This is a genomic window from Streptomyces sp. NPDC048352 (assembly GCF_040651895.1).
Classification (GTDB): Bacteria; Actinomycetota; Actinomycetes; order Streptomycetales; family Streptomycetaceae; genus Streptomyces.
Window position 1 is genome coordinate 1 of sequence record NZ_JBEZKZ010000076.1, and the last position, 20,540, is coordinate 20,540.

General features: G+C 73.4%; 19 protein-coding genes. 14 read left to right on the forward strand and 5 right to left on the reverse strand.

The genetic code is table 11. The features are described from left to right. Positions 1–119: 119 nt before the first annotated feature. Positions 120–791, reverse strand: coding sequence for a transcriptional regulator (locus AB0D45_RS28610; protein WP_362464255.1), 672 nt, complete (start codon positions 789–791; stop codon positions 120–122). Between the two features lie 741 nt (positions 792–1,532). On the opposite strand from AB0D45_RS28610, the gene AB0D45_RS28615 reads away from it, so the two are divergent. Genes AB0D45_RS28615 through AB0D45_RS28625 form a run of 3 tightly spaced genes read left to right on the forward strand, consistent with a single transcriptional unit; the run spans position 1,533 to position 3,947 of the window. Then, positions 1,533–2,321: an ABC transporter substrate-binding protein gene (locus tag AB0D45_RS28615; RefSeq protein ID WP_362464318.1), complete on the forward strand. Its 789-nt coding sequence runs from the start codon at positions 1,533–1,535 to the stop codon at positions 2,319–2,321. Further along, complete coding sequence (locus AB0D45_RS28620) at positions 2,318–3,118, forward strand: amino acid ABC transporter permease (protein WP_361606922.1); 801 nt, start codon at positions 2,318–2,320, stop codon at positions 3,116–3,118. Before AB0D45_RS28615 ends, AB0D45_RS28620 begins: the two co-directional genes overlap by 4 nt. Positions 3,119–3,125: 7 nt before the next feature. Continuing rightward, complete coding sequence (locus AB0D45_RS28625) at positions 3,126–3,947, forward strand: amino acid ABC transporter ATP-binding protein (protein WP_361606919.1); 822 nt, start codon at positions 3,126–3,128, stop codon at positions 3,945–3,947. 6 nt (positions 3,948–3,953) lie between these two features. On the opposite strand, the gene AB0D45_RS28630 is transcribed toward AB0D45_RS28625, so the two are convergent. Continuing rightward, positions 3,954–5,135 carry an MFS transporter gene (locus tag AB0D45_RS28630; protein WP_362464260.1) on the reverse strand — a complete coding sequence of 394 codons (1,182 nt, stop codon included), beginning with the start codon at positions 5,133–5,135 and terminating at the stop codon, positions 3,954–3,956. A gap of 125 nt (positions 5,136–5,260) precedes the next feature. Continuing rightward, the gene (locus tag AB0D45_RS28635; RefSeq protein WP_362464263.1) at positions 5,261–6,532 is read right to left on the reverse strand and encodes an MFS transporter; all 1,272 of its coding nucleotides are present in this window, start codon (positions 6,530–6,532) and stop codon (positions 5,261–5,263) included. A gap of 418 nt (positions 6,533–6,950) precedes the next feature. On the opposite strand from AB0D45_RS28635, the gene AB0D45_RS28640 reads away from it, so the two are divergent. From AB0D45_RS28640 to AB0D45_RS28680, 9 genes are all read left to right on the forward strand, one after another. Further along, positions 6,951–8,000: an HEXXH motif-containing putative peptide modification protein gene (locus tag AB0D45_RS28640; protein WP_362464266.1), complete on the forward strand. Its 1,050-nt coding sequence runs from the start codon at positions 6,951–6,953 to the stop codon at positions 7,998–8,000. A gap of 65 nt (positions 8,001–8,065) precedes the next feature. Beyond that, positions 8,066–9,106: a radical SAM protein gene (locus tag AB0D45_RS28645; protein WP_362464269.1), complete on the forward strand. Its 1,041-nt coding sequence runs from the start codon at positions 8,066–8,068 to the stop codon at positions 9,104–9,106. Between the two features lie 46 nt (positions 9,107–9,152). Beyond that, positions 9,153–9,365, forward strand: coding sequence for a hypothetical protein (locus AB0D45_RS28650; RefSeq protein ID WP_362464271.1), 213 nt, complete (start codon positions 9,153–9,155; stop codon positions 9,363–9,365). Between the two features lie 33 nt (positions 9,366–9,398). After that, on the forward strand, positions 9,399–9,590 hold the full coding sequence (locus AB0D45_RS28655; RefSeq protein ID WP_361606902.1) for a hypothetical protein: 192 nt from the start codon (positions 9,399–9,401) through the stop codon (positions 9,588–9,590). Between the two features lie 74 nt (positions 9,591–9,664). Further along, a complete protein-coding gene (locus AB0D45_RS28660; RefSeq protein WP_362464274.1) occupies positions 9,665–12,052 on the forward strand; it encodes a radical SAM protein in 2,388 nt (795 codons plus the stop codon). A gap of 52 nt (positions 12,053–12,104) precedes the next feature. Beyond that, positions 12,105–12,644, forward strand: coding sequence for a GNAT family N-acetyltransferase (locus AB0D45_RS28665; RefSeq protein WP_362464277.1), 540 nt, complete (start codon positions 12,105–12,107; stop codon positions 12,642–12,644). After that, positions 12,641–13,972 carry a cytochrome P450 gene (locus AB0D45_RS28670; protein ID WP_362464280.1) on the forward strand — a complete coding sequence of 444 codons (1,332 nt, stop codon included), beginning with the start codon at positions 12,641–12,643 and terminating at the stop codon, positions 13,970–13,972. Before AB0D45_RS28665 ends, AB0D45_RS28670 begins: the two co-directional genes overlap by 4 nt. A 255-nt stretch (positions 13,973–14,227) precedes the next feature. Further along, a complete protein-coding gene (locus AB0D45_RS28675) occupies positions 14,228–14,938 on the forward strand; it encodes a tRNA-dependent cyclodipeptide synthase (RefSeq protein ID WP_361606890.1) in 711 nt (236 codons plus the stop codon). Then, the gene (locus tag AB0D45_RS28680; protein WP_362464283.1) at positions 14,935–16,116 is read left to right on the forward strand and encodes a cytochrome P450; all 1,182 of its coding nucleotides are present in this window, start codon (positions 14,935–14,937) and stop codon (positions 16,114–16,116) included. Before AB0D45_RS28675 ends, AB0D45_RS28680 begins: the two co-directional genes overlap by 4 nt. 131 nt (positions 16,117–16,247) lie before the next feature. Here the strand turns inward: AB0D45_RS28680 and AB0D45_RS28685 are convergent, their stop codons facing one another. Together AB0D45_RS28685 and AB0D45_RS28690 are read right to left on the reverse strand one after the other, a co-directional pair. Continuing rightward, complete coding sequence (locus AB0D45_RS28685) at positions 16,248–16,808, reverse strand: hypothetical protein (protein ID WP_362464285.1); 561 nt, start codon at positions 16,806–16,808, stop codon at positions 16,248–16,250. Between the two features lie 33 nt (positions 16,809–16,841). Beyond that, the gene (locus tag AB0D45_RS28690; RefSeq protein ID WP_362464288.1) at positions 16,842–18,938 is read right to left on the reverse strand and encodes an FUSC family protein; all 2,097 of its coding nucleotides are present in this window, start codon (positions 18,936–18,938) and stop codon (positions 16,842–16,844) included. Between the two features lie 287 nt (positions 18,939–19,225). Between AB0D45_RS28690 and AB0D45_RS28695 the strand changes: the two genes are divergently transcribed. Both AB0D45_RS28695 and epsC read left to right on the forward strand, forming a co-directional pair. Beyond that, the gene (locus tag AB0D45_RS28695) at positions 19,226–19,807 is read left to right on the forward strand and encodes an NADPH-dependent FMN reductase (RefSeq protein WP_362464291.1); all 582 of its coding nucleotides are present in this window, start codon (positions 19,226–19,228) and stop codon (positions 19,805–19,807) included. After that, complete coding sequence (gene epsC, locus AB0D45_RS28700) at positions 19,807–20,418, forward strand: serine O-acetyltransferase EpsC (RefSeq protein WP_361607539.1); 612 nt, start codon at positions 19,807–19,809, stop codon at positions 20,416–20,418. The genes AB0D45_RS28695 and epsC overlap by 1 nt, the downstream gene beginning before the upstream one ends. Positions 20,419–20,540: the final 122 nt, after the last annotated feature.

The window sequence follows — 20,540 nt, forward strand, 5'->3', positions numbered from 1 at the left end:
CTGTTCCTCTTCGGCGGCCTCATCGTGGTGGCGAGCCTGCTCACCCCCCAGGGCGGGGGCCCCGGCGGGGGGGCCCCCGGCGCCCCGCCCGCCCCGCCCGGGGTGCCCGCGGCCCCGCGTCAGCCGCCCGCCGGAAGGTGGGGGGCCGCATCGCCCTGCTCGCCGATCAGGTCCCAGAAGTGGTCCACCAGCCGCCGCAGGTAGGCGGACCGCTCCGCCGCGATCTCCTTCAGCCGGGCGTCGTCGTTGCGGGCGACCAGGTGCCCCATGTACCGCTCGGAGAAGGCGGAGAGCTCCGCGTGCATGGTGTGCAGCGCGTCGCCCACGCTCGTCGCGTCCACGGCGACGATCTCCACCACGGGGTCGACATGCGCCTTCCACCGCCCGGCCACCGCCGACCGCAGGTGCTCCTCCAGCTCGCCGTCGCGGCCGGTGATCGTGGTCAGGGCGCGCAGGGACAGGCCCAGGGCGTCCACCAGGACCCTCGTCTGCCAGGAGTCCCCGTACCACTGCCCGGTCGCCTCCGCGGCGAGGTAGTCCGACGGGTCCATGCCCAGCCGGTACGCCAGTCGTTCCACGCTGAGCCGCCGGGCCAGCCGGAACTCGGTGAGGGTCCTCGGCGCCGTGCCCATCAGGGTGGCCGCATCGCACCACAGCACGTCGGCCAGGGCGAAGAGGTGCTGGTCGGAAGGGACATGGGAGCCCTGCTCCCATGCCGCGACCAGGGCGGGATGGACCGGGCTCCCGCAGGCCGCCATGGCGGCGGCCACCTGAGCCGTGCTCAAGCCCATGCGGGCGCGCGCGGATCTGGCCTGGGCGGGGGAAAACGGAGTGCTGTACACGTACACGCCACCTCGCGACAACCCTCGAACGCCCTGCGCCCGAGGGGAAACGGAATGATGAATGAACACCAAGCGCGGGCACAGTAACAGATATTCGGAAGGTGAGAATCGTTTCTGCCCCTTCAATTTGAAGGCGTGAAGGGGTAATTGGCCGAGTGATCAACGCCTGCAAGTTTCTCGCCGCGGGCGAACCGGAATCTCAACTCCGGGTTCCCCTCGGCGGCCGGAAGGCGGCGCGGAACCCGACGGCCGGGGCTGCGGCCCGCGCTCGACCCGTGGTCGAAGGCCGGTCGCTTCGTTCTGGGGTGGCGGCACAGGCGAAACCCGCGCCGGCTCGCCCCGGTCCCCGCGCGCGCAGGCGTCCCCCGGCCGCCGGTTCACAGCGGTGCGGCAGGCCCCTCACCAGCGCGTTGCTCCCGCCACGCGCCGGAGCCGGCCCCTGGACCACGGCGGGGGAGGGCTCCTTCCACCCGCGGTCCGGGGCGGTGGGACGCATCGCGCCGCACTGCCCATGGTCCCTTCCCGGCGCGCCGCCGGGGCTTACGATCACGACGGCGGTCTCCTCCCGCGATCGCCGCTCCCCCCGCACCGTGGAGGTCAACCGTGCACCGGACGGCCGAAGGACACCGCACTCACCGCGTCGGCGGTCACCACCACCCCACCCGCCGGCGCCTGCGCGCCGCGGCCGGCATGGCCGCCGCCGCGGGCGTGTTCCTCGCCGCCGGCTGCTCCTCCGGCGGCGACAGCGGGCCCGGGGAGGCGGCGGGCGGCGTACGCGTCGTCGAGAAGGGCAAGCTGACCACCTGCACCCACCTGCCCTACCCGCCGTTCCAGTTCGAGCAGAACGGCAAGGTCGTCGGCTTCGACGTGGCCCTGATCGACCTCGTCGCCCAGAAGCTCGACGTCGAACAGAAGATCCTCGACACGCCGTTCGAGAACTTCAAGACGGGGGCCTTCCTCAACTCGGGCCAGTGCGACCTCGCCGCCGCCGGTATGACGATCACCGACGAGCGCAAGAAGAACGTCGACTTCTCCGTCCCCTACTTCGACGCCACCCAGGCGCTGCTGGCGACGAAGAAGAGCGGCATCACCTCGCTCGCCGACGTCAAGGCGAAGGCGAAGAAGCTGGGCGCGCAGGCCGAGACCACCGGCGAGAGCTACGCCAAGGCACAGGGCTTCGACCCCGTCGCCTTCGAGAGCTCGGACGCGGTGCTCAACGGGCTGCGCACCGGACAGGTGGACGCGGTCGTCATCGACTACCCGGTCGTGCAGGGCTGGCTCAAGGACTCCGCCAACGCCTCGGAGTTCGTCCTCGGGCAGAACATCGAGACGGGTGAGAAGTACGGGTTCTCCGTGAAGAAGGGCAACACCGCCCTCCTCGCCGCGATCGACAAGGCGGTCACCGACGCCAAGGCCGACGGCACCTACAAGAAGATCTACGAACAGTGGATCGGCCCGCTGCCCCAGGCGACGTCGTGACCTCACGGCTGACCCGGCGGCAGCGGCGCCGCGTCTGGCAGGGAGTCCAGTACGCGGTCTTCGTCGCCGTGCTGGTCCTGATCGGCGTGTTCGCCGACTGGGACCGGCTGCAGAACCAGTTCGCGCAGACGGACCTGGCCCTCAGGCTCTTCCCGAAGATCATCACCATCGCCCTGCGGAACACGGTGGTGTACACCCTCTCCGGGTTCCTGTTCGGCCTGGTCCTCGGTCTGGTCATCGCCATGATGAGGCTGTCCTCGGTGGCCCCCTACCGCTGGGTCGCCGGCGTCTACATCGAACTGTTCCGGGGCCTTCCCGCCCTGCTGATCTTCATCTTCGTCGGCGTGGCGGTCCCCCTGGCCTTCCCCGGGACCGCCATCCCCGGCGGCACCTACGGCAAGGTCGCACTCGGCCTCGGCCTGGTCGCCGCCGCCTACATGGCCGAGACGATCCGCGCCGGCATCCAGGCCGTACCCAGGGGACAGATGGAGGCGGCCCGCTCGCTGGGCTTCTCGCACGGCCGCGCCATGGTGTCGGTGATCATCCCCCAGGCGTTCCGCATCGTCATCCCCCCGCTCACCAACGAACTGGTCCTCCTCTTCAAGGACTCCTCGCTGGTGCTGTTCCTGGGCGTGACGCTCGACGAGCGGGAGCTGACGAAGTTCGGCCGGGACCTCGCGAGCGAGACGGCGAACTCCACCCCCATCCTCGTCGCGGGCCTGTGCTACCTCCTCGTGACCGTGCCGCTGAGCTTCGTGGTGCGCCGGCTCGAGGCCCGCGCCGACAAGGCCACGTGAGGAACCGATGCCACACACCACCGCGACGAGCGGCCCGACGGGCACCGACCGCCCGGAGATCGAGATCAGGGGACTGCACAAGTCCTTCGGCGACAACCACGTCCTGCGGGGCATCGACCTGGACGTCGGACGCGGCGAGGTGGTGTGCGTCATCGGCCCCTCCGGCTCGGGCAAGTCCACCCTGCTGCGCTGCGTGAACCTGCTGGAGGAGCCGGACGGGGGCCGGGTCTTCGTCGGCGGTACGGAACTCACCGACCCCGACGTCGACATCGACGCGGCACGCCGGCGCATCGGCATGGTCTTCCAGCAGTTCAACCTCTTCCCGCACATCAGCGTCACCGGGAACCTCACCCTCCCGCAGCGGCGGGTCCTCGGCACGGACAAGGAGAAGGCCGCCGCCGTCGCCCGCCACAACCTCGAACGGGTCGGCCTCGCGGCGAAGGCGGACGCCTACCCGGCCCAGCTGTCCGGCGGCCAGCAGCAGCGGGTGGCGATCGCCCGGGCGCTGTCCATGGGCCCCGAGGTGATGCTCTTCGACGAGCCGACCTCCGCGCTCGACCCGGAACTCGTCGGCGAGGTGCTGTCGGTGATGCGCGTCCTGGCGGGGGAGGGGATGACGATGATGGTCGTCACCCACGAGATGAGCTTCGCCCGGGAGGTCGCGGACCGGGTCGTGTTCATGGACGGCGGGGTGATCGTGGAGCAGGGCCCCGCGGAGGAGGTCGTCACCCGTCCGCGGCACGAACGCACCCGCAACTTCCTCAACCGCGTCCTGGACCCGGCCGCGGTCGAGGCACCGGCCGACGACGAGACCCCGCCGCCGGCCTGACCCGGATCACCTGCGCGCCCCGCGCAGCAGGTAGGCCCCGGCGGCCGCGACCAGGACCGCCATACAGGCGATGAACACCAGCCCCGCGCCCTCCAGCCCCATCGGTTCCACCAGCACCCCCACCCCGATCACCGGAACCGAGATGCCCGTGTACGCCACCACGAACAGCGTCGAGATCACCGCGGCACGCCGGTCGGCCGGTGACGCCTGCGCCACCACGGACAACGCCCCGCGGAAGGCCAGCCCCTGACCGACCCCGCCGACGAGAGCGCTCAGCACCACCAGCACCAGCAGGTCCCAGTACAGCGCGCCCGCGAGCAGCGCGAGACCGGCGAGCAGGCCCGCGCAGCCCAGCGGCAGCGACCGCCGCGCGCCGGCCCGGCCCACCATCAGCTGCCCGGCGGTGGACGCGAAGAAGGCCAGGGCGACGACGAGCCCGCTCACGGCCCGGTCGTGCACGCCCAGTGACTCGGCGAGGAACGCCGGGCTGACCGAGGTGAACACCCCGAACAGCGCGAACCCCACGAACGCCGCGATCGCCGCCGGCCCGAACACCGGCCGCACCGGCGGCGGCAGTCCCGGCCGCTGCGGCCGTACGGTGGACAGCGGCCGCCGGCCGCGTACGGTCTCCCCGAGCCCCAGCATGACGGCGGCCGACACGGCCACCAGGGCCAGGTGCACGGCGAAGGGCAGGAACAGCGGCCGGGGCGCGTACTGCGACAGCACCCCCGCCAGCAGCGGGCCGCAGCCCAGGCCGCCCATGTTCGCGGCCGTCGCCACGAACGTCGCCCGGCCGCCCCCGCCCGGCGGCGCCGACTCGATCACGTACGCCGTGGCCGCCCCCGTGAACAGGCCGGCCGACAACCCCGACAGCAGCCGCCCCGCGTACAGCCAGCCCAGCCCGGTGGCGCACAGGAAGCAGACGGCGCTCGCCGCCGCGAAGCCCAGCCCCGCCAGCAGCACCGGCCGCCTGCCCACCGCGTCCGAGGCGTTCCCCGCGAGCAGCAGGACCCCGATGACCCCGAAGGCGTACACGGCGTACACCACGGTCACGATCAGCTCGGAGAAGCCGAACTTCTGCTGGTACAGGCCGTAGAGGGGGGTGGGCAGGGTGGTGCCCGCCATGCACACGGCGAACACCGCCCCGCCGAGCACGCACTGCCGCCAGCCCCGGCGCATCCGCTCCATGGCGCCGACGGTAACCGGCATCACCCGACGGGGAACCGACCGCCGCGCCGACCGCTGCTCCACCCGGCGGGGCACCGCCGGGCAGCGCCCCGGGCGCGCCGCCGACGGCCCGGCGGCCGGCCCCGTCACCCGGAGGGCGGGCCGGGGGCGGGGTGCGGCTCCCGCGGTCCCGACGCCGTGGACGGTACGGCCGGCAGGAGGGGGAGGCAGGCCAGGAGGAGCAGGCCGGCCAGTGCCCAGGGCGCGTCGAGCCCGGTGTGCTGGGCCAGGGCCCCGCCCGCCGCCGCGCCGACCGGCATGGCCCCCCAGGCGGCGAGGCGGTAGCCGCTGGTGACGCGTCCCAGCATCCGCGGCGGCGCGAGGCGTTGGCGCAGGGAGACGGTGCACACGTTCCACAGCACCACCGCGGCACTGTTGAGGGCCAGCATGAGCGCGACCAGCGGCCACCAGGGCAGTACGGCGACGACCAGGTAGCTCAGCGCCGACACCGCCACCGACACCGAAAGGCTCCGCCCGGGCCCCAGCCACCGCGCGGTCCGCGCCGCCGCGCCCGCTCCGGCGAGACTGCCGACCGCGGCCGCCGCCAGCATCAGGCCGTAGCCGTAGGCCGGCAGCCCGAGCCTGCGCTCCACGTACACGACGAGCACCGCGTAGACCGCCTGCTGGCCCACGCCCAGCACCGCGACCACCACCATGAGCCGGCGCAGGACCCCGTCCCGCCCCAGGAACCGCAGTCCGGCCCAGGTGGCGCGCAGCAGGCTGCGCGGGCCCCGCTCACCGGCCCCCTCCCCGCCGGGCGCGGCCCGCGCCGGCAGGCCCGTCAGCAGCATCGCCGACGCCAGGAACGTCAGGCCGTCCAGCAGGAACGCCAACGGGTGCCACACCGCCCACAGCGCGGCCCCGAGCGGCGGCCCGACGAAGCCGGTTCCGGTGATCTGCGCGGCGATGACCCGGGCGTTCGTCCGCTCCAGCTCGTGGTCCGCGGCCAGTGCCGGAACGACGGCCTGCGCGGCGCAGTCGAAGAACACCTCGGCCACGCCCGAGGCGAACGCCAGCAGCACCAGCGCCGCCACCGGCGTCCGCCCCGCCGCCACGAGGGCGAACAGCAGGAGCAGCAGCGCGCAGCGCGCCAGGTCCGCGCCGACCATCGAACGGCGCCCGGGCATCCGGTCCACCAGGGCCCCGATGACGGGTGCGAGCAGCCAGGCCGCCCGCCCCGCCGCGGCGACGACCGCCACCCAGACCACCTCGCCGGTGCTCCAGGCCGCCAGCAGGGGAAGCGCCGCGAACCGCGCGCCGTCCCCCACCGCGCTGAGCGCGTTGGCGGTGACGAGCCGGCGCAGGGCCGGCGTTCGGGCCCCGTCGGCCTGGCGGGAGGGGGAGCCGGCGAATGCCATGGGCTGCGGTTTCCTTCGTCGGTGGGACGGCGCGGCGCGCACCCGGACCCACCCGGAGGAGCGGGTGCGCCACAGGGGCTGGAGCAACCACACTTCCACCCCCGCCTGCCCCGTGCACGGCGGACCATTCGCGCCCTGCCGGAAAATTGCCAACTCCTTTTGTCAGCCGCCCCATTGTTTGGAATCGGCTGCCTGTGGCGGTTGACGCGCCTTCCCGATCCGTGGCACGGTCGACGGGTCGCTGAAACGCCGGTTGCGAATTCGGCGCCCACGACTTTGCCGACAGTCTTGTTGACACCATCCCGTCCGCCGCGCCCCCGAACGACGCAATGGGCTCGTACCGCGAACTGAGCTCGCCTCGCTAACCGAGCCGGAATTGCCCACCGAGCGACGGATGTTCCTCGACAGGGACCACTGTATGCAAGAGCCTGCCCTCGTGACCCTCGCCCGCCATCCCGTTTTCGCCGTATCGGACGACATCATCGGCCGCTTATACGAGACCTATGATTTCCTCCTCGACTGCATTGCTCCCGATGAATGGCCGGCCGGCCCGGACGAACGCAGGATCCCCGCGGAAACCGCTCTGGAACCCACCGTCCGGCACGGCCTCGACCGGGCGCTGCGCACCCTGCGCGATACACCCGCCTGCAAAGCGGAATTGGCCGCGCTCGCGCAGAGGAGACGCGCCGGCCCGTCGCTCGCGGCGGAGGAGGAGGAAGCCGGAATCGGGCAGGTGGTCGAACTGCCCGGCCATCGGGTGCACCTCCTGACGGACCCCGCCCTTCCCGCCCCCGCCCACCGGGAGTTCGCCGGGCTCTTCCGCCGCCACCTCAGCGCGGGCGAAGGCGCCGACACCCTGGCCGGCTGCACCGCCGAAACCGCCGGGACGGTCCGGGCGGCCGTGGACCTGATGCTCGCCACCGCCCCGGACCTCTGCAACGGACTGCTGCGGCATGGCCGTTACGTCGTCGCGGTCGACGGCCCGGACGCCTTCGACAGCGCGTCCACCCGGGAGATCCCCGGCGCGGCGTTCGTCGCCGTCCGCTGCATGCGCACCCCCGAGCGGCTGGCCGAGGCACTGGTCCACGAATTCACGCACCTGCGCCTCTACGACCTCCAGGCCACCCGGTCGATCTTCGCTCCCGACTACGACACGGACACGGCGCCCACCGTGGCGCCGGAGTGGCACAAGGACTCCCCGGTCCCACGGTGGCCCGTCGACCGGGCACTCGCGGCCGCCCACGTCTACGTCCACCTCACCGCGTGGTTCGAGCAGCGCGCCCTCGACTCCGGCGGCCCGCAGGTCCGGGAATCCGCCGTGACGTCCGCGCTTCGCGCCACCAGCCTCCTCGACAAGGTCGCCCGGCACGCCGGGGAATGCCTCGGCCCGGCCGGCAGGACCTTCCTGCGGTGGCTGACCCAGGTGCACCACGACCGGCCCGGCCGGACCTCCCACGCCCACCCCTGACGCCGTCGCGTCGGGCCGCAACCCCCAGCGCAGGTGCCGCACGGTGCCGATCAGGACGGAGACCCATGGACCTGGTACTCAACGAGCCCCTCAAGAGCTGGCTGCAGGTCACGCAGTCGTGCAACCTGAAATGCCGCCAGTGCTACGGCGACTGCGAGGACCGGCCCCGCAGCACCGAGATGCAGCGGAGCGAGTACGCGTCGCTCATCCGGGAGATGGCCGAGTCCGGGGTCATCGAGGTGTTCGTGGAAGGGGGCGAACCCCTCAACCGGCCGGACGCCCTCGACCTCCTCGCGGACCTCACCCCGCACGTGATGACGCGTCTGCGCACCAACGCGACGCTCCTGACCCCCGAGACGGCGGCCCGGCTGAAGGAGATCGGGATCGGCGAGGTCTACGTGGACGTCCTCGGAGCCACCGCGCCCACCCACGACTGGCACGTCCGGGTACCCGGCAGTTTCGACAGGACCCTCCAGGGGCTGGAGAACGCCCGGGCGGCCGGACTTCCCGTCTCCCTGCTCATCATCATGACGCGGCGCAACGTGCACGAACTCCAGGACGTACTGGAGCTGGCCGCCCGGCTCGGCGTCCCCCGCGTCGGCGTCCTGCGCCTGTACCCGCTGGGCCGGGCCCGTACCCAGTGGAAGGACCTGGCACTGCGGCTGGACGAGCAGACGGCGGCGCTGGACGCGCTGCGGGTGCCCGACACCGTGCACCTGATGACCTCCTGGCATCCCAAGGACGGCAACTGCTGCTGGCAGAACGCCGGAGTGGACGCCACCGGCCGTTCAGTCGGCTGCGCCTACCTGCGGGACTACGCCGACTACGGCAACGTCCGCGAGGTCGGCTGGCTGGACACCTGGAACGACCCCGCCTACGTGCGCAACCGCGCCGGCCACGTGGACGGAGGCTGCGGATCCTGCGAGGAGACGCAGGGCTCGTCCGGCGGATGCAGGTCGACCGCCTTCGCCTTCACCGGCCGCTGGGACGCCCCCGACCCGTTCTGCACCACGACCAACGGAGGGATCGATGTCTCTCAGCTCCCCGACGACCTCGAAGACCGGCGTGTCCGACCCGCCGTACCGGCAACGAGCCGACTGCTATGAGCAGAGCCCCACCGCCCGGTTCCGGCCCGTACCCGAGTGGAACTGCATGCTCGCCTACACCCCGTACAAGCCCGCCATCCACTACCTGAACCCCGTGGCATGGGTGGTCGTCGAGCTGTGCGACGGATCGTCCGGTCCACAGATCTACGCCTCGTTCAAGGAGCTCAACAAGGGCCGGATCGGTGAACCGGAACTCCAGGAGGCGTTCGAGTCGGCGATGGGACAGCTCCTCGAAGGGGGACTGGTCTCCACCGCTTAGCCGACCCGTCGCCCCACGAAGGGAGGTGAAGTGATGACGAAGAAGAAGACGGACCTGGAGCACCTCATGGCAGCGGCCGGCGCGACCGGCGAAGGCCCCGCCGTCGAGGTCGTGCAGCCCGAAGTACGCACGGGTGCGCAGTACGCCCTGCTGCCTTCGATGAAGGCCAAGCGCCCGGACGTGTCCGAGGCGGCGCCGGAGCCGGAGGCGGACGAGCAGCACTGACGCGGGAACGACCCGTGCCGGCCCGACCGGCACCCGGACGGCGGTCCGGGTGCCGGTCCCACCCGAGAGGACCGATGGGGAACACGATGGGCACCAAGACCGTCCTGGTCAATCCGCCGCTGTGGAACGCCTACGCCCCGCACCTGGCGGTGCCCCTGCTCCTGGGCGACCTCCGGGCCCGCGGCCACGAGGCCGTCGGCTACGACCTGAGCATCGAATGCGTCGACTGGATGCTGTCGGCGCCGGCGCTGGAAGAACTGGCGCGCAAGGCGGCCGCCCGCGCGGCCGTCGACCTGGAGGACCAGTGGGCCCGCCGGCGGGCCCTCCTGGCCGCCCCCGCCGCCATCCGCGGCATCGAGGGGGCCAAGGCGCGCCTGAGGTCCCTGGACACGCTGCACGACCCCGACGCCTTCCACCGGGCCCGCCGCACCCTGCGCGACGCGCTGTGGCTGGTCTCCGGAGCGTTCCCCTCCTGCACCTTCGACCTGGTCTCCAACACCTGCGCCTACTCGGCGGACTCGACCGCCCAGGTCCTGGCCGCCGCCGAAGACCCGGACGGCAACCCCTACCGCTGGGCTTTCGACCGGATGCTCGACCGCGACCTCTTCGTCGACCACTCCGTCGGGGTCGTCGGCCTGAGCATGTCCGCGGACACCCAGCTGATCGCCGCGGTGACCTTCCTGCGCATGCTCCGGGAGATGCGCCCCGACGTCCACGTCGTCCTCGGCGGCAACTACGCGACCCGCCTGGTCGACCGCTGGCAGCGGCGGCACCCCCTGTTCGACTACGTCGACACCGTGGTGACCGGGGAGGGCGAGGGGGCCCTGGCCGCCGTGGCCGACGGACTCGACGCGGGCGGGCGCGACGGCTCCGACTTCCGGGAGGGGATCCCGGGTGCCGTATGGGACGACGGCGGCCTCCTGCTGCGCACCCCGCGGCAGAGCGTCGACATCTCGGCGGCGGCCTGCCCCGCCTACGACGCCCTGCCCCTGGACAAGTACCTCGCCCCGGGCCCGATCCTGCCCGTCTTCGCCTCGCGCAGCTGCCCGTGGGAGTGCGCCTTCTGCTCGATCCCCTTCGCGAGCAACTCCTTCCGCCAGCGCCCCGCCGCCGCGGTGGCGCGGGAGGTGGGACGGCTGCGGGCCGAGCACGGATCGGCGTACTTCATGTTCGTGGACGAGATCATGAGCCTGCGGACGCTGCGCAACGTCGGCGAGGCGCTGCTGACGGCCTCCGCCGACGTGCACTGGTACGGCGAGACCCGGTTCGCCGCCGGCCTCGACGGCGAACTCGCCCAGCTGCTGCACGCCTCCGGCTGCCGCCGGATGAACTTCGGCCTGGAATCGGCCAGCCAACGGGTCCTCGACCTCATGCGCAAGGGCACGCGCATCGAGGACGCCTGCGAGAACATCACGGCGATGCTCGGGGCCGGCGTGCCGATCCACCTGTTCGTGATCCACGGCTTCCCCGGCGAGACCCCGGAGGAGGCCGCGCGCACCGTCGCGTTCGCGGAGGCCGTACGGCGCCTCTCCACGCACCGGTACGGAGTCCCCCACACGACCTGGGGCGGCTCGCCCTTCGTGCTGGACGTGCACTCTCCCGTCGGCACGCGGCCCGAGGCCTTCGGCGTCCGCATCGAACCCCCGGCGCCCGAGGACGACCTCAGCCTGAGCCGCGACTACCGCACCGACGCCGGGCTGTCCCAGCAGGACAGCCTGCGGGTCGCCGAGGACGCCGCGGGATCGGCGGCCGACACCACCGTCTGGTTCCGCGCGGCGGGCGACCCCATGGCCCGGGAGATCGAGGAGTTCACCTTCCTGCGCGCCTGCGCCGGGGCACCGCAGCCCGAACCGCGCCCCGTCCCGCTGTACGACTGGCCCCCGCCCGAGGAGGACGCGCAGGTCGCGCTCGGCCCCGGGGTGACCTCCACCAGGGTCCCCTGGCCGGCGACGGAGGCGGACACCGAACGGGCCATGGCGCTGTACAACCCCGCCGCGGACCGCTTCCTCCAGCTCAACTGGACGGGCGGCGGAGACCTGCGGCAGCTGGACGGCCTGTCCTGGCGCGACCTGGAGGCGTGGCTGGCCGACCGGGACTGCCACTACCTCGGCTCCGCCCCCGGCGCCACCGCCGCGCTGCTGCTCAGGCACGGCTTCCTGGTGCCCTCGCGGCGGCAGGCCCGGCCGCCCGCGGCCCGGTACCGCGCCGAGATCGGCACGGGGACGGAGAACCGCAACGGAACCCGGTACGTGTCCAACCCCGTCACGGGCGTGACCATCCGCCTGCGCGGGCCGGCCGCCGCCACCTGGCAGGACTGGCAGGACCGGCAGGACGGCGCGGCGCCCCCGCCGCAGGACGACGCCGTCAGCGAGGCGCTCGTCCGCTACGGATTCCTGTACCGCGAACCGGCCGGCGCCGGGCGGGCGCGGCCGGAGCACCTCACCCGACGACAGGCGGTGTAGAGCAGTGGAGCAGTTCCGCGACCCCGACGGGCCCACGCCCACGGTGCGCCCCATGAGGCCGGAGGACGAAGCCGACGTGTCCCGGGTGCTGGCGGCGTGCGACGACTACCTCCTCGCGGCCACCGGCTCCCCGGCCCTGCCCGCGGACGTACAGAGCCTGTACTACTCCCTGCCGGACGGCGCGGACTTCGAGCAGAAACACCTGCTGGTGCTGTGCGAGGGACCCGCCGTGGTGGGAGTGGTCGACGCCGTGGCCGGGTATCCCGACCCCCTCGGCTGCTCGGTGGGCCTCTTCCTCCTCGACCCGAAGGCGCGCCGCTCGGGCCTCGGCGCGCGGGCGGCCCGCCGGCTGTTGCGGGAGGCCGCGAGGCGCGGAATGCGGTACGCGACCGCCACCTGCCCCCGGGACTGGGCCCCCGGCCTGGCCTTCCTGGAGGCGATGGGCTTCGAGGTGGGCGAACCCGCGAAGGACAGCGGGCCGACGGTCGGCAACCGGCTCCGGTTCCCCGCCGAGCAGGGCCTGTGCACCGCCGTGCGCCGGCTCGACGGGCCATCCGAGGACGCGGGCCACCCGGGCGGGGGCGCGGCATGACGGCGCGGGCCGCGCTGCTGGACGCGGGCCCGGCCGCCGTCGAACAGGACATCGCGGAGGCGTACGCGCTGGTCCGCGCCTACGACGACCACGTGCTCGCGGCGGGCGGCGATCCGCACGCCGAGTTCGCGGCCCTGCGCCGGCAGGGCGCCGTACACCCGTCGACGCCCGTCCGGATCCTGACCGGAGCCGACGACGCCGGGGAACCGACCGCTCCCGCCTGGCACGTCGTGTCGTTCGCGGCGGCCGAACGGGTCCTGCGCGACGAGGACGCCTTCTCCTCGTCGGCCTACGACGACAGCATGGGCCGGCTGATCGGCAGGTCCTTCCTCGAGATGGACCACCGGGAGCACAGGAGTTGGAGGAACGTCCTCCAGGGCGGCTTCGGCCGGCAGGCGGTCCTCGCCCACGCCGAAGGCGTCCGCTCGACCGCGGCGTCCCGGCTCGCCGCCCTCACCGCCCGGGGCGGCGGCGACCTGGTCGCGGAGGTGGCCTTCCCGGTGGCCCTGACGACGATCGCCCGCGTGACCGGCCTCCCGCCCGGAACCCGGATCGGCACCCTGTACACCTGGGCGGTCGGGCTGCGCGAGGACCCGGACGGAGGGATCGCCGACGCGGCGGGGGAGTTGCTCGACACGCCCGAGGCATGGGCGCCGGGCAGCCTCGTGGACCTGCTCCACCGCGCGGAGGACCCGGCCATCGGCACCGGACGGCACCTGCTGCCCGCCCTCCGGCTGTTGCTGTCCACTGGCACCGAACCGCCGTTCCGCTCCCTCGCCACCTCGATGTACGCGACCCTCACCCACCCCGCCGCGGCAGCCCTGCTGCGCACCGACCCGTCCGCCGTCCTCCAGGAGTGCCGGCGCTGGGAACCACCGCTGACCTGGGCGCTGCGCCGCTGCACGACCGACACCACCCTGTCCGGCCGCACGATCCGGCGCGGCGAGGCGGTCTTCGTCAACCTCGCGTCGGCCAACCGGGACGAAACCCGCTGGAGCCGCCCGCACCGGCTCGACGTCGCACGGGAGCCGCTGGCGGACCTGGCCATGGGCACCGGCCCCCACACCTGCCTGGGCCGGCACCTGGCCGCCGTGGAAGCACGCGAAGCACTGTCGGAACTCCTCGACGCGGCGGCTTCCGCCTGGCCGCCGGGGTGGACCCTGCACACCGACGGCCCGGCCGGCCGCGGCTTCCGCTCACCCGCCCGCCTCGACGTGCGCCTGGCCGGCCACGGGAGCGGCGGGGTGTCCGCGAGGCCGCGCACCACCGCGCACCCATGTGAGCCCCGTCACTCGGAGCGCTCCACCGGGCGCCGTGCGGGCGGATAGCGCGCAATCGGGTCAGGTGCAGCCGAAAGGGCCGACGGGCCCACGGGTGTGGCGGATCGTCACTTTACCGTCCGGAACAACGCGCTTACCGCGCGTGGCAGTTGACTGAGGCAACATCCGGTTTCAGTAACCGAGACAAACTGCAGAGTAATCAAACCGGACCTGCACTTCTCGTATAGCTTCACCTCGTCGCCGCCGCACCCGGGACACGGGGTCCGCGCGGGGAATCGCGGCGACAGGGATGCGACCACTCCCATGACAACAGCCACTCGAACCAGTGCCTTCCGTGTCGATCCGTACACCTCGCACTGCCAGGTCATCGCCTCTGAAGGGGACCACGCCGTCATAGGCATATCTCCCGGTAACTCCTATTTCTCAGCCCGCCGTGTGCACGAGCTCGCCGAGTGGGCGCTCGACAACTTCGCACAGGCCGACCTTGTCTACACGGACCTGCACGTGGCCGAAATGTACGAGGCGATGGGCTATCCGCCCGACGAAGCCCGTCGCAAGACCGTCAAGAACCTCCGCGGCGTACGCGCCAAGGTGACCAACGCCGTTGCCGACATCGACCCCACCGGTACCCGGCTCCGCGGCCGCCCCATGTCCGCGCTCCAGGGCATCCCCGCTTACGACCGCATGCACGCCGACCTGCTGGACCGGCTGAAGACCGACGCGGCGTTCGCCCAGACCTGCAACGAACTCGTCGACATCTTCCTGTCGTCCAAGGTGCTCGGCGGCCAGCAGCCCACCGAACACCAGCGGGCCGTATGCCTTGACTACGTGTGCGCCGAGGCGCCGCTCTTCCTGGACACCCCCGCGATCCTCGGCGTCCCCTCGTCGCTGAACTGCTACCACCAGGCGCTGCCGATGGCGGACCTGCTCTACTCGCGCGGCGCCGGACTGCGGGCCTCCCGCAACCAGGGCCACGCCATCGTCACCCCCGCCACCGAAGGAGACCAGCTGTGACCACCCACGCGGAGCCGATACTCGAATTCCCCTTCACGTGGGACGGAACGCACCTGCCGACCCAGGTCGACGAACTGCCCCCCGTGGTGAAGGTCCGCACCATCGCCGGAGCCGAGGCCTGGCTCGTCTCCTCGTACGAGCTCGTCAAGCAGGTCCTGGAGGACGACCGCTTCAGCCTGAAGAACACCTCCGACCCGGGTGTGCCCCGCCAGTACGCGCTGACGATCCCCCCGGAGGTCGTCAACAACATGGGCAACATCACCGGCGCCGGTCTGCGCAAGGCCGTGATGAAGGCCATCAACCCCAAGTCCCCCGGCCTGCAGGAGTGGATGGACCAGCACGCCGCCGACCTGGTCGAGCGCATGCTCCAGCACGGCGCCCCGGTGGACGTCCGCGCCATGTTCACCGACCCGTTCTCCGAGGCGATGCACTGCCGGATCCTCGGCATCCCGCAGGAAGCGGCCCCGCTCCTGTCGGAATCGCTGCCGATCGCCTTCATGAACAGCCCCCGCGAGATCCCGGCCGCCCGCCTCAACTGGGACCGCGACATCGCCTACATGAAGGACCGCCTCGACGACACCGAACACGGCCTCATCGGCGACCTCGCCAAGCTGCGCGGCACCGAGGGCTACGAGCACGTCACCGACGAGATGTTCGCGACGGTCGGCGTGACCCTGTTCGGCGCGGGCGTCATCTCCACCGCCGGGTTCCTCGCGATGGCGCTGGTCACCCTGCTCACCCACCCGGCCGAGGCGGACCACCTCGCCGACCACCCCGAGCTGATGCCGCAGGCCGTGGACGAGCTGCTGCGGATCAACCTGTCCATCGGCGACGGCCTGCCCCGCCTGGTCATGGAGGACATGACCCTGGGCGACGTCGAGGTCAAGGCAGGCGAGCTGGTGCTCGTCCTGCCCGAGGGCGCGAACTTCGACCCGTCGGTCTTCCCGGACCCGCACCGCCTCGACTTCACCCGCGCCAACTCCTCCGCGCACTTCTCCTTCGGCGGCGGCTCGCACTACTGCCCGGCCACCGCCCTCGGCAAGAAGCACGCCGAGACCGCGCTGCTCGCCCTCCTCAAGGCCATGCCCCGCTTGCGGCTGGCGGTGCCGGTCGAGCAGCTGGTGTGGCGCACCGGCTTCATGAAGCGCCTGCCCGAGCGTCTGCCCGTGATGTGGTGACCGGAGCCTGACCCCGCGCACGCCGGCCCGGCCCTGCCCGGGGACGTCGCTGAAGCTCCGTCGGCGGGCGGAGCTTCGGCGACGGAAGGGCCGGCGGGTGCGTCGGCCGCCCGCCAGGGGCGTGCGGGCCCTCATACGGGGCAGGGCCGGTACTCCAGGCTCAGTTCGCGGTCGACGGCGTAACTCGTCCGCATGGACGCCTCGGTGACCTTCTGCCAGGAGCCGTACTTGGCGTAGAGCTGGTCGGCGGTCGGGCCGAGCGGGTTGCCGTACTTGGCCGTGTTCCGCTCCTCCAGGATGCGGACCTCCTCCGGGGTCATGCCCGCGCGGGTGATCTCCTTGGCCTGGTTGCGCATGTCGACCAGTTCCCGGGCGATCTCCTCGTCGGAGGCTCCCGACTCCCGCATGGCCGCCTCGGTGCGGTGCATGGCCTCCAGGAGGTCGTGGTAGCGGATCCGGGTCCGCTGGGCCTCGACCTTCTGGTCCATCGGCAGGACGCGGATGCGGCACACCACGGGATCGGCGCTGGGGCAGGGGTCATTGGCGGGCACGGGACGGGCCAGCGGAGCCGTGATGACCGAGCCGCACGCCTCCCCGGCGGTGGCGGCGGACGCGGCGGCCGTGGTGAGGAGCGCGGCCGAGGCGAGGAACGGCAGCACGGCGCGGCGCAGGAACACGGAGGAAGGACGCATGGCCGCCATCCTGGGCGCGCCCGCCACGCCGGTTCACGCAGGCGCACCGTCGGTCACCCCTACGGGGACGCCCGGCGTTCCACGGGCGCGCGGTTCCCCCTGAGGGGGACGGTCCCGGGGCGGCTGCCCGGGTTCGCCGGTGATCCGCTCCAGGTCCGTCAGCAGGGAGTCCAGCCAGAGCACGGCCGCGTAGTACAGCCGCGGCGCGTCCGGCGGTTCGGCGGCGAAGCCGTCGAAGTCCGGGTCCCGCAGCGCGACCGGCGTGTGCGGGGTGTCGCCGCCCGGGTCGAGCCACGCCGACACCAGGAGCATCCGCCCCGCCACCCGGTCCCCGAGCCGGGTCACCGCCGCCGCCGGTTCCCGCTCCAGGGGCGGTACGAGGACCGGTGCGGGCACCGCCAGCAGCCGGTCCGCACCCCACAGGACGTGGTGGCCCGCCAGCAGGGTGGCCTGCCAGTCCTGCCCGTCGGCGTTCCCGGCGTGCCCGGCGTGTCCGTGCTCCCCTTGCTCCCCGTGCCCGTTGCGGCCACCGGGCGCCGACGGCGGCCCGTGCGGCTCGCTCTGGTACTGCGCGTACGCCGACTCCGCCAGGATCAGCGCGTGCTGCAACGACCGGTGCCCCGGCGCGCCGAGGACCGGTTCCCGGAGCCCGCCCGCCGCGATGCGGGCGGTCGTGGCCACCACGATCTCCGCCGCGCCCCGCAGCAGCACCGCCGCCGACCGCCGCAGCTCGTCCTGCGCCCCCCGGGGCCAGGCCAGCAGCCCGAACACCGCGCCGACGGCGCTGCCGGCCAGCACGTCCAGCAGCCGGAACTCGGCGAGCTGCCAGGTGGCGGGCGCCAGCTGGGCGAACACCATGGCGACGAGCACCGTGAACAGCGCCTGCGCCCACCCCACCCCCTTGACCGGCCCCAGCGTGAACGCGGCCAGCATCAACGGCGGCAGCGCCGCCGCGTACACGGCCGTGTCCGGCCCCGCCAGCGTCAGCAGTCCCGCCGCGACCAGGGCGCCGACCAGGGTCCCGGTCAGCGCGACCCGTACCGTGGCGCGGGTCTCGCGCACCGTCGTCCGGGTCAGCGTCAGCGTCGCCAGCAGGACCCAGAACCCGTGCGGCAGCGAGTCCTCCCCGGCGATCAACCGGGCCGCCGCCAGCGCCAGGGCGAGCCGCGCCGCGTTCTGGAAGAACACCGACCTCCGCTCGGCGTGCCCCGCCAGCCGGTGCCACCACAGCCGCGGCGCGCTCATCCGCGCGTACCAGAACCGCCCGGGCGCCGCCCGCTCCGCACCCGCCCGGCCCCGCAGCAGGCCGGCCGTCTCGCGGGCGCAGTTCCGCACCGCGTCCAGCACCTCCAGCCCCGCCCGCCCCGGCCCGCCGCCGGCCGGCGGCAGCCCCGCCAGCCGGGCCAGCAGGGTGCGGGCCGCCAGACCGGTGTGAGCCAGCGCGCGGTCCCGCAGGCCCGGCCCCGCAGGCCGCTCCGCCTCCGGGACCCGGGAGGGCCGCAACCCCGTCGCCGCTTCCGCCGCCCGCCGCTCCCGCGCCCGCGACAGCGCGTACGGCGGCACGGCCAGCTCGTCCGCGCACCCCTGCGCGCACTCCGCGGCCCGCGCGGCCAACTCCCGGTAGGGGACGGCCGGCGGGTCGGGCAGCAGGAACGCCTCCGCGAGCACCAGCAGCGCGAGGCCCACCGTCGCACCGGCCAGCCGCTCCCCGAGCGAGCCGGGATCGAAGGGCGGGAAGGACGGCAGGATGTACATCAGCTGCAGCCCCGGCCCTGCCCCCGCCGCCCGCGGCCCGCCCACCGCCACGAAGGCCAGCGCGAACCCGGCCGCCAGCATCCCCGCCACCGCGCTCCAGGTCCGCACCGACAGGTAGGTGCCGATCGTGATCAGCACCCAGCAGGCCGGCACCAGCCGCAGCAGCACCGCCGCGCGCTGCCGGCCGGTGCCGGGGACGTGCGACAGACCCGCCAGGGCGACGGCGGCGAACAGCGCGTACGTCGCGGCGACGGTCGAGCCGAACCCGTACAGGAACAGGTAGAACCCCGCGCCGCCCGCCAGCGTGACCCGCACCGAGCGCCGCCCCGCCGCCGCGTAGCCGGCCGGCAGCCGCACCGCGCGAACGCCACCCATGCCACCAGCATCACCCGCGACCGCCGGCCCGGCACGCCGCGGCCGCGACTGGAGCGGCCCTCCGCCGGGGCACGAGCCGCAGTCGAGCACCGCATCGGTGCGGGCTGAGACGGTTACGTCCAGGACGCGGGCCGGACCGTCCCGCTCGACGCACCCCGGTGCCCCGGCCGGCACGCCCCGAGGCCGCGCGGCGGACGGGCAGCGCCCCGGGGGCCCGGAACGCAGGCGTGCGGCTCGACCAGTCGGAGGCCTGCCGACCGGAAGGCTGAGGAGAAGGAGTTCCACCAGTGAAGATCGTTCTGATTTCCGGCAGCACCCGCGGGGACTCGGTGAACACCGCCGTCCTGGCCACCGTGCGCCACATCCTCGACAACCTGCCCGGCGGGCACGAGAGCGTGCTGCTCCCCGTCGGCGGACTGCCCTTCTACGAGGCCGCGCTGGAGCGCGCCGGCGGCTCGGCGGCCGTCCGGGCGGCCAAGGAGCTGGTCACCGGCGCGGACGCGCTGGTCATCAGCACGCCTTCCTACAACGGCGAGATGCCCGGCGCCCTGAAGAACGCGCTGGACTGGCTGTCCCGGGCGCAGGGCGAGCACCCAAGTCCGCTGACCGGCAAGGTGGTCGCGGTGGTCAGCGCCTCTCCCGGAGCGCGCGGCGCCCTCGACGCCCAGGCCGGCCTGATCGGCGTACTCGGCCGCTGCGGCGCGCGCGTCGTCCGGCACGACCCGGTCGCCGTCGCCCGCGCGGGCACGCTCGCCACCCAGGACGGCCGCTACACCGACCCGGAGCTCGTGGGCCGGCTGGAGAGCCTGACCCGGGCCCTGGTCGCCGAGCTCACCCCGATCCAGGACCGGGCGGAGGTGCTGGTCTGATGGCGGCGGCGCAGCCGGGCCTGTTCCGGATCATGAAGGAGGACCTGGAGGTGGTCGTCGCCCGCGACCCCTCCATGCGCAACCGCCGCGAGGCGCTGCTGCACGCGGCCCTGCCCGCCCTGTGGGCCCACCGGATCGCGCACCGGCTGCACCGGCGCGGACACCGCATGATCGCGGGGCTCATCGCCTGGAAGGCCCGCCGCAGCACCTCCGTGGAGATCCACCCCGGTGCGGTGCTCGGCCGCCGGGTGTTCATCGACCACGGAGCGGCCGTGGTGATCGGCGAGACGGCCGTCGTCGGGGACGACGTGACCATCTACCACCAGGTCACGCTGGGAGCGGTCGGCTGGTGGAGCGACAACAACCGCCCCGAGGGGGACCGCAGGCACCCGGTGGTGGGCGCCCACGTCGTACTCGGTACCAACGCGACCGTGCTGGGGCCGGTCACCATCGGCGCGCACGCCGTCATCGGCGCCCAGGCCCTCGTGAACAAGGACGTCCCCGCGGGCGCCAGGGTGCTCGCCGCGACCGCCGTGATCAAGCCGGTCGGCGAGCGGCCGCAGCCCATGGAGGACCTGTACGCGGTGACGGCCTCGGCCGGCTCCTGGTAGCCGCGGCGCCCCGGCCCCGCGTTCCCGTACCACCGGGGACCGCCCCGGCGAACGAACCCCCCACGAAGGCCGCACCGCCGGACGGCGATCACGCGGCCGTACGTACGACCCGACTTGTGAGG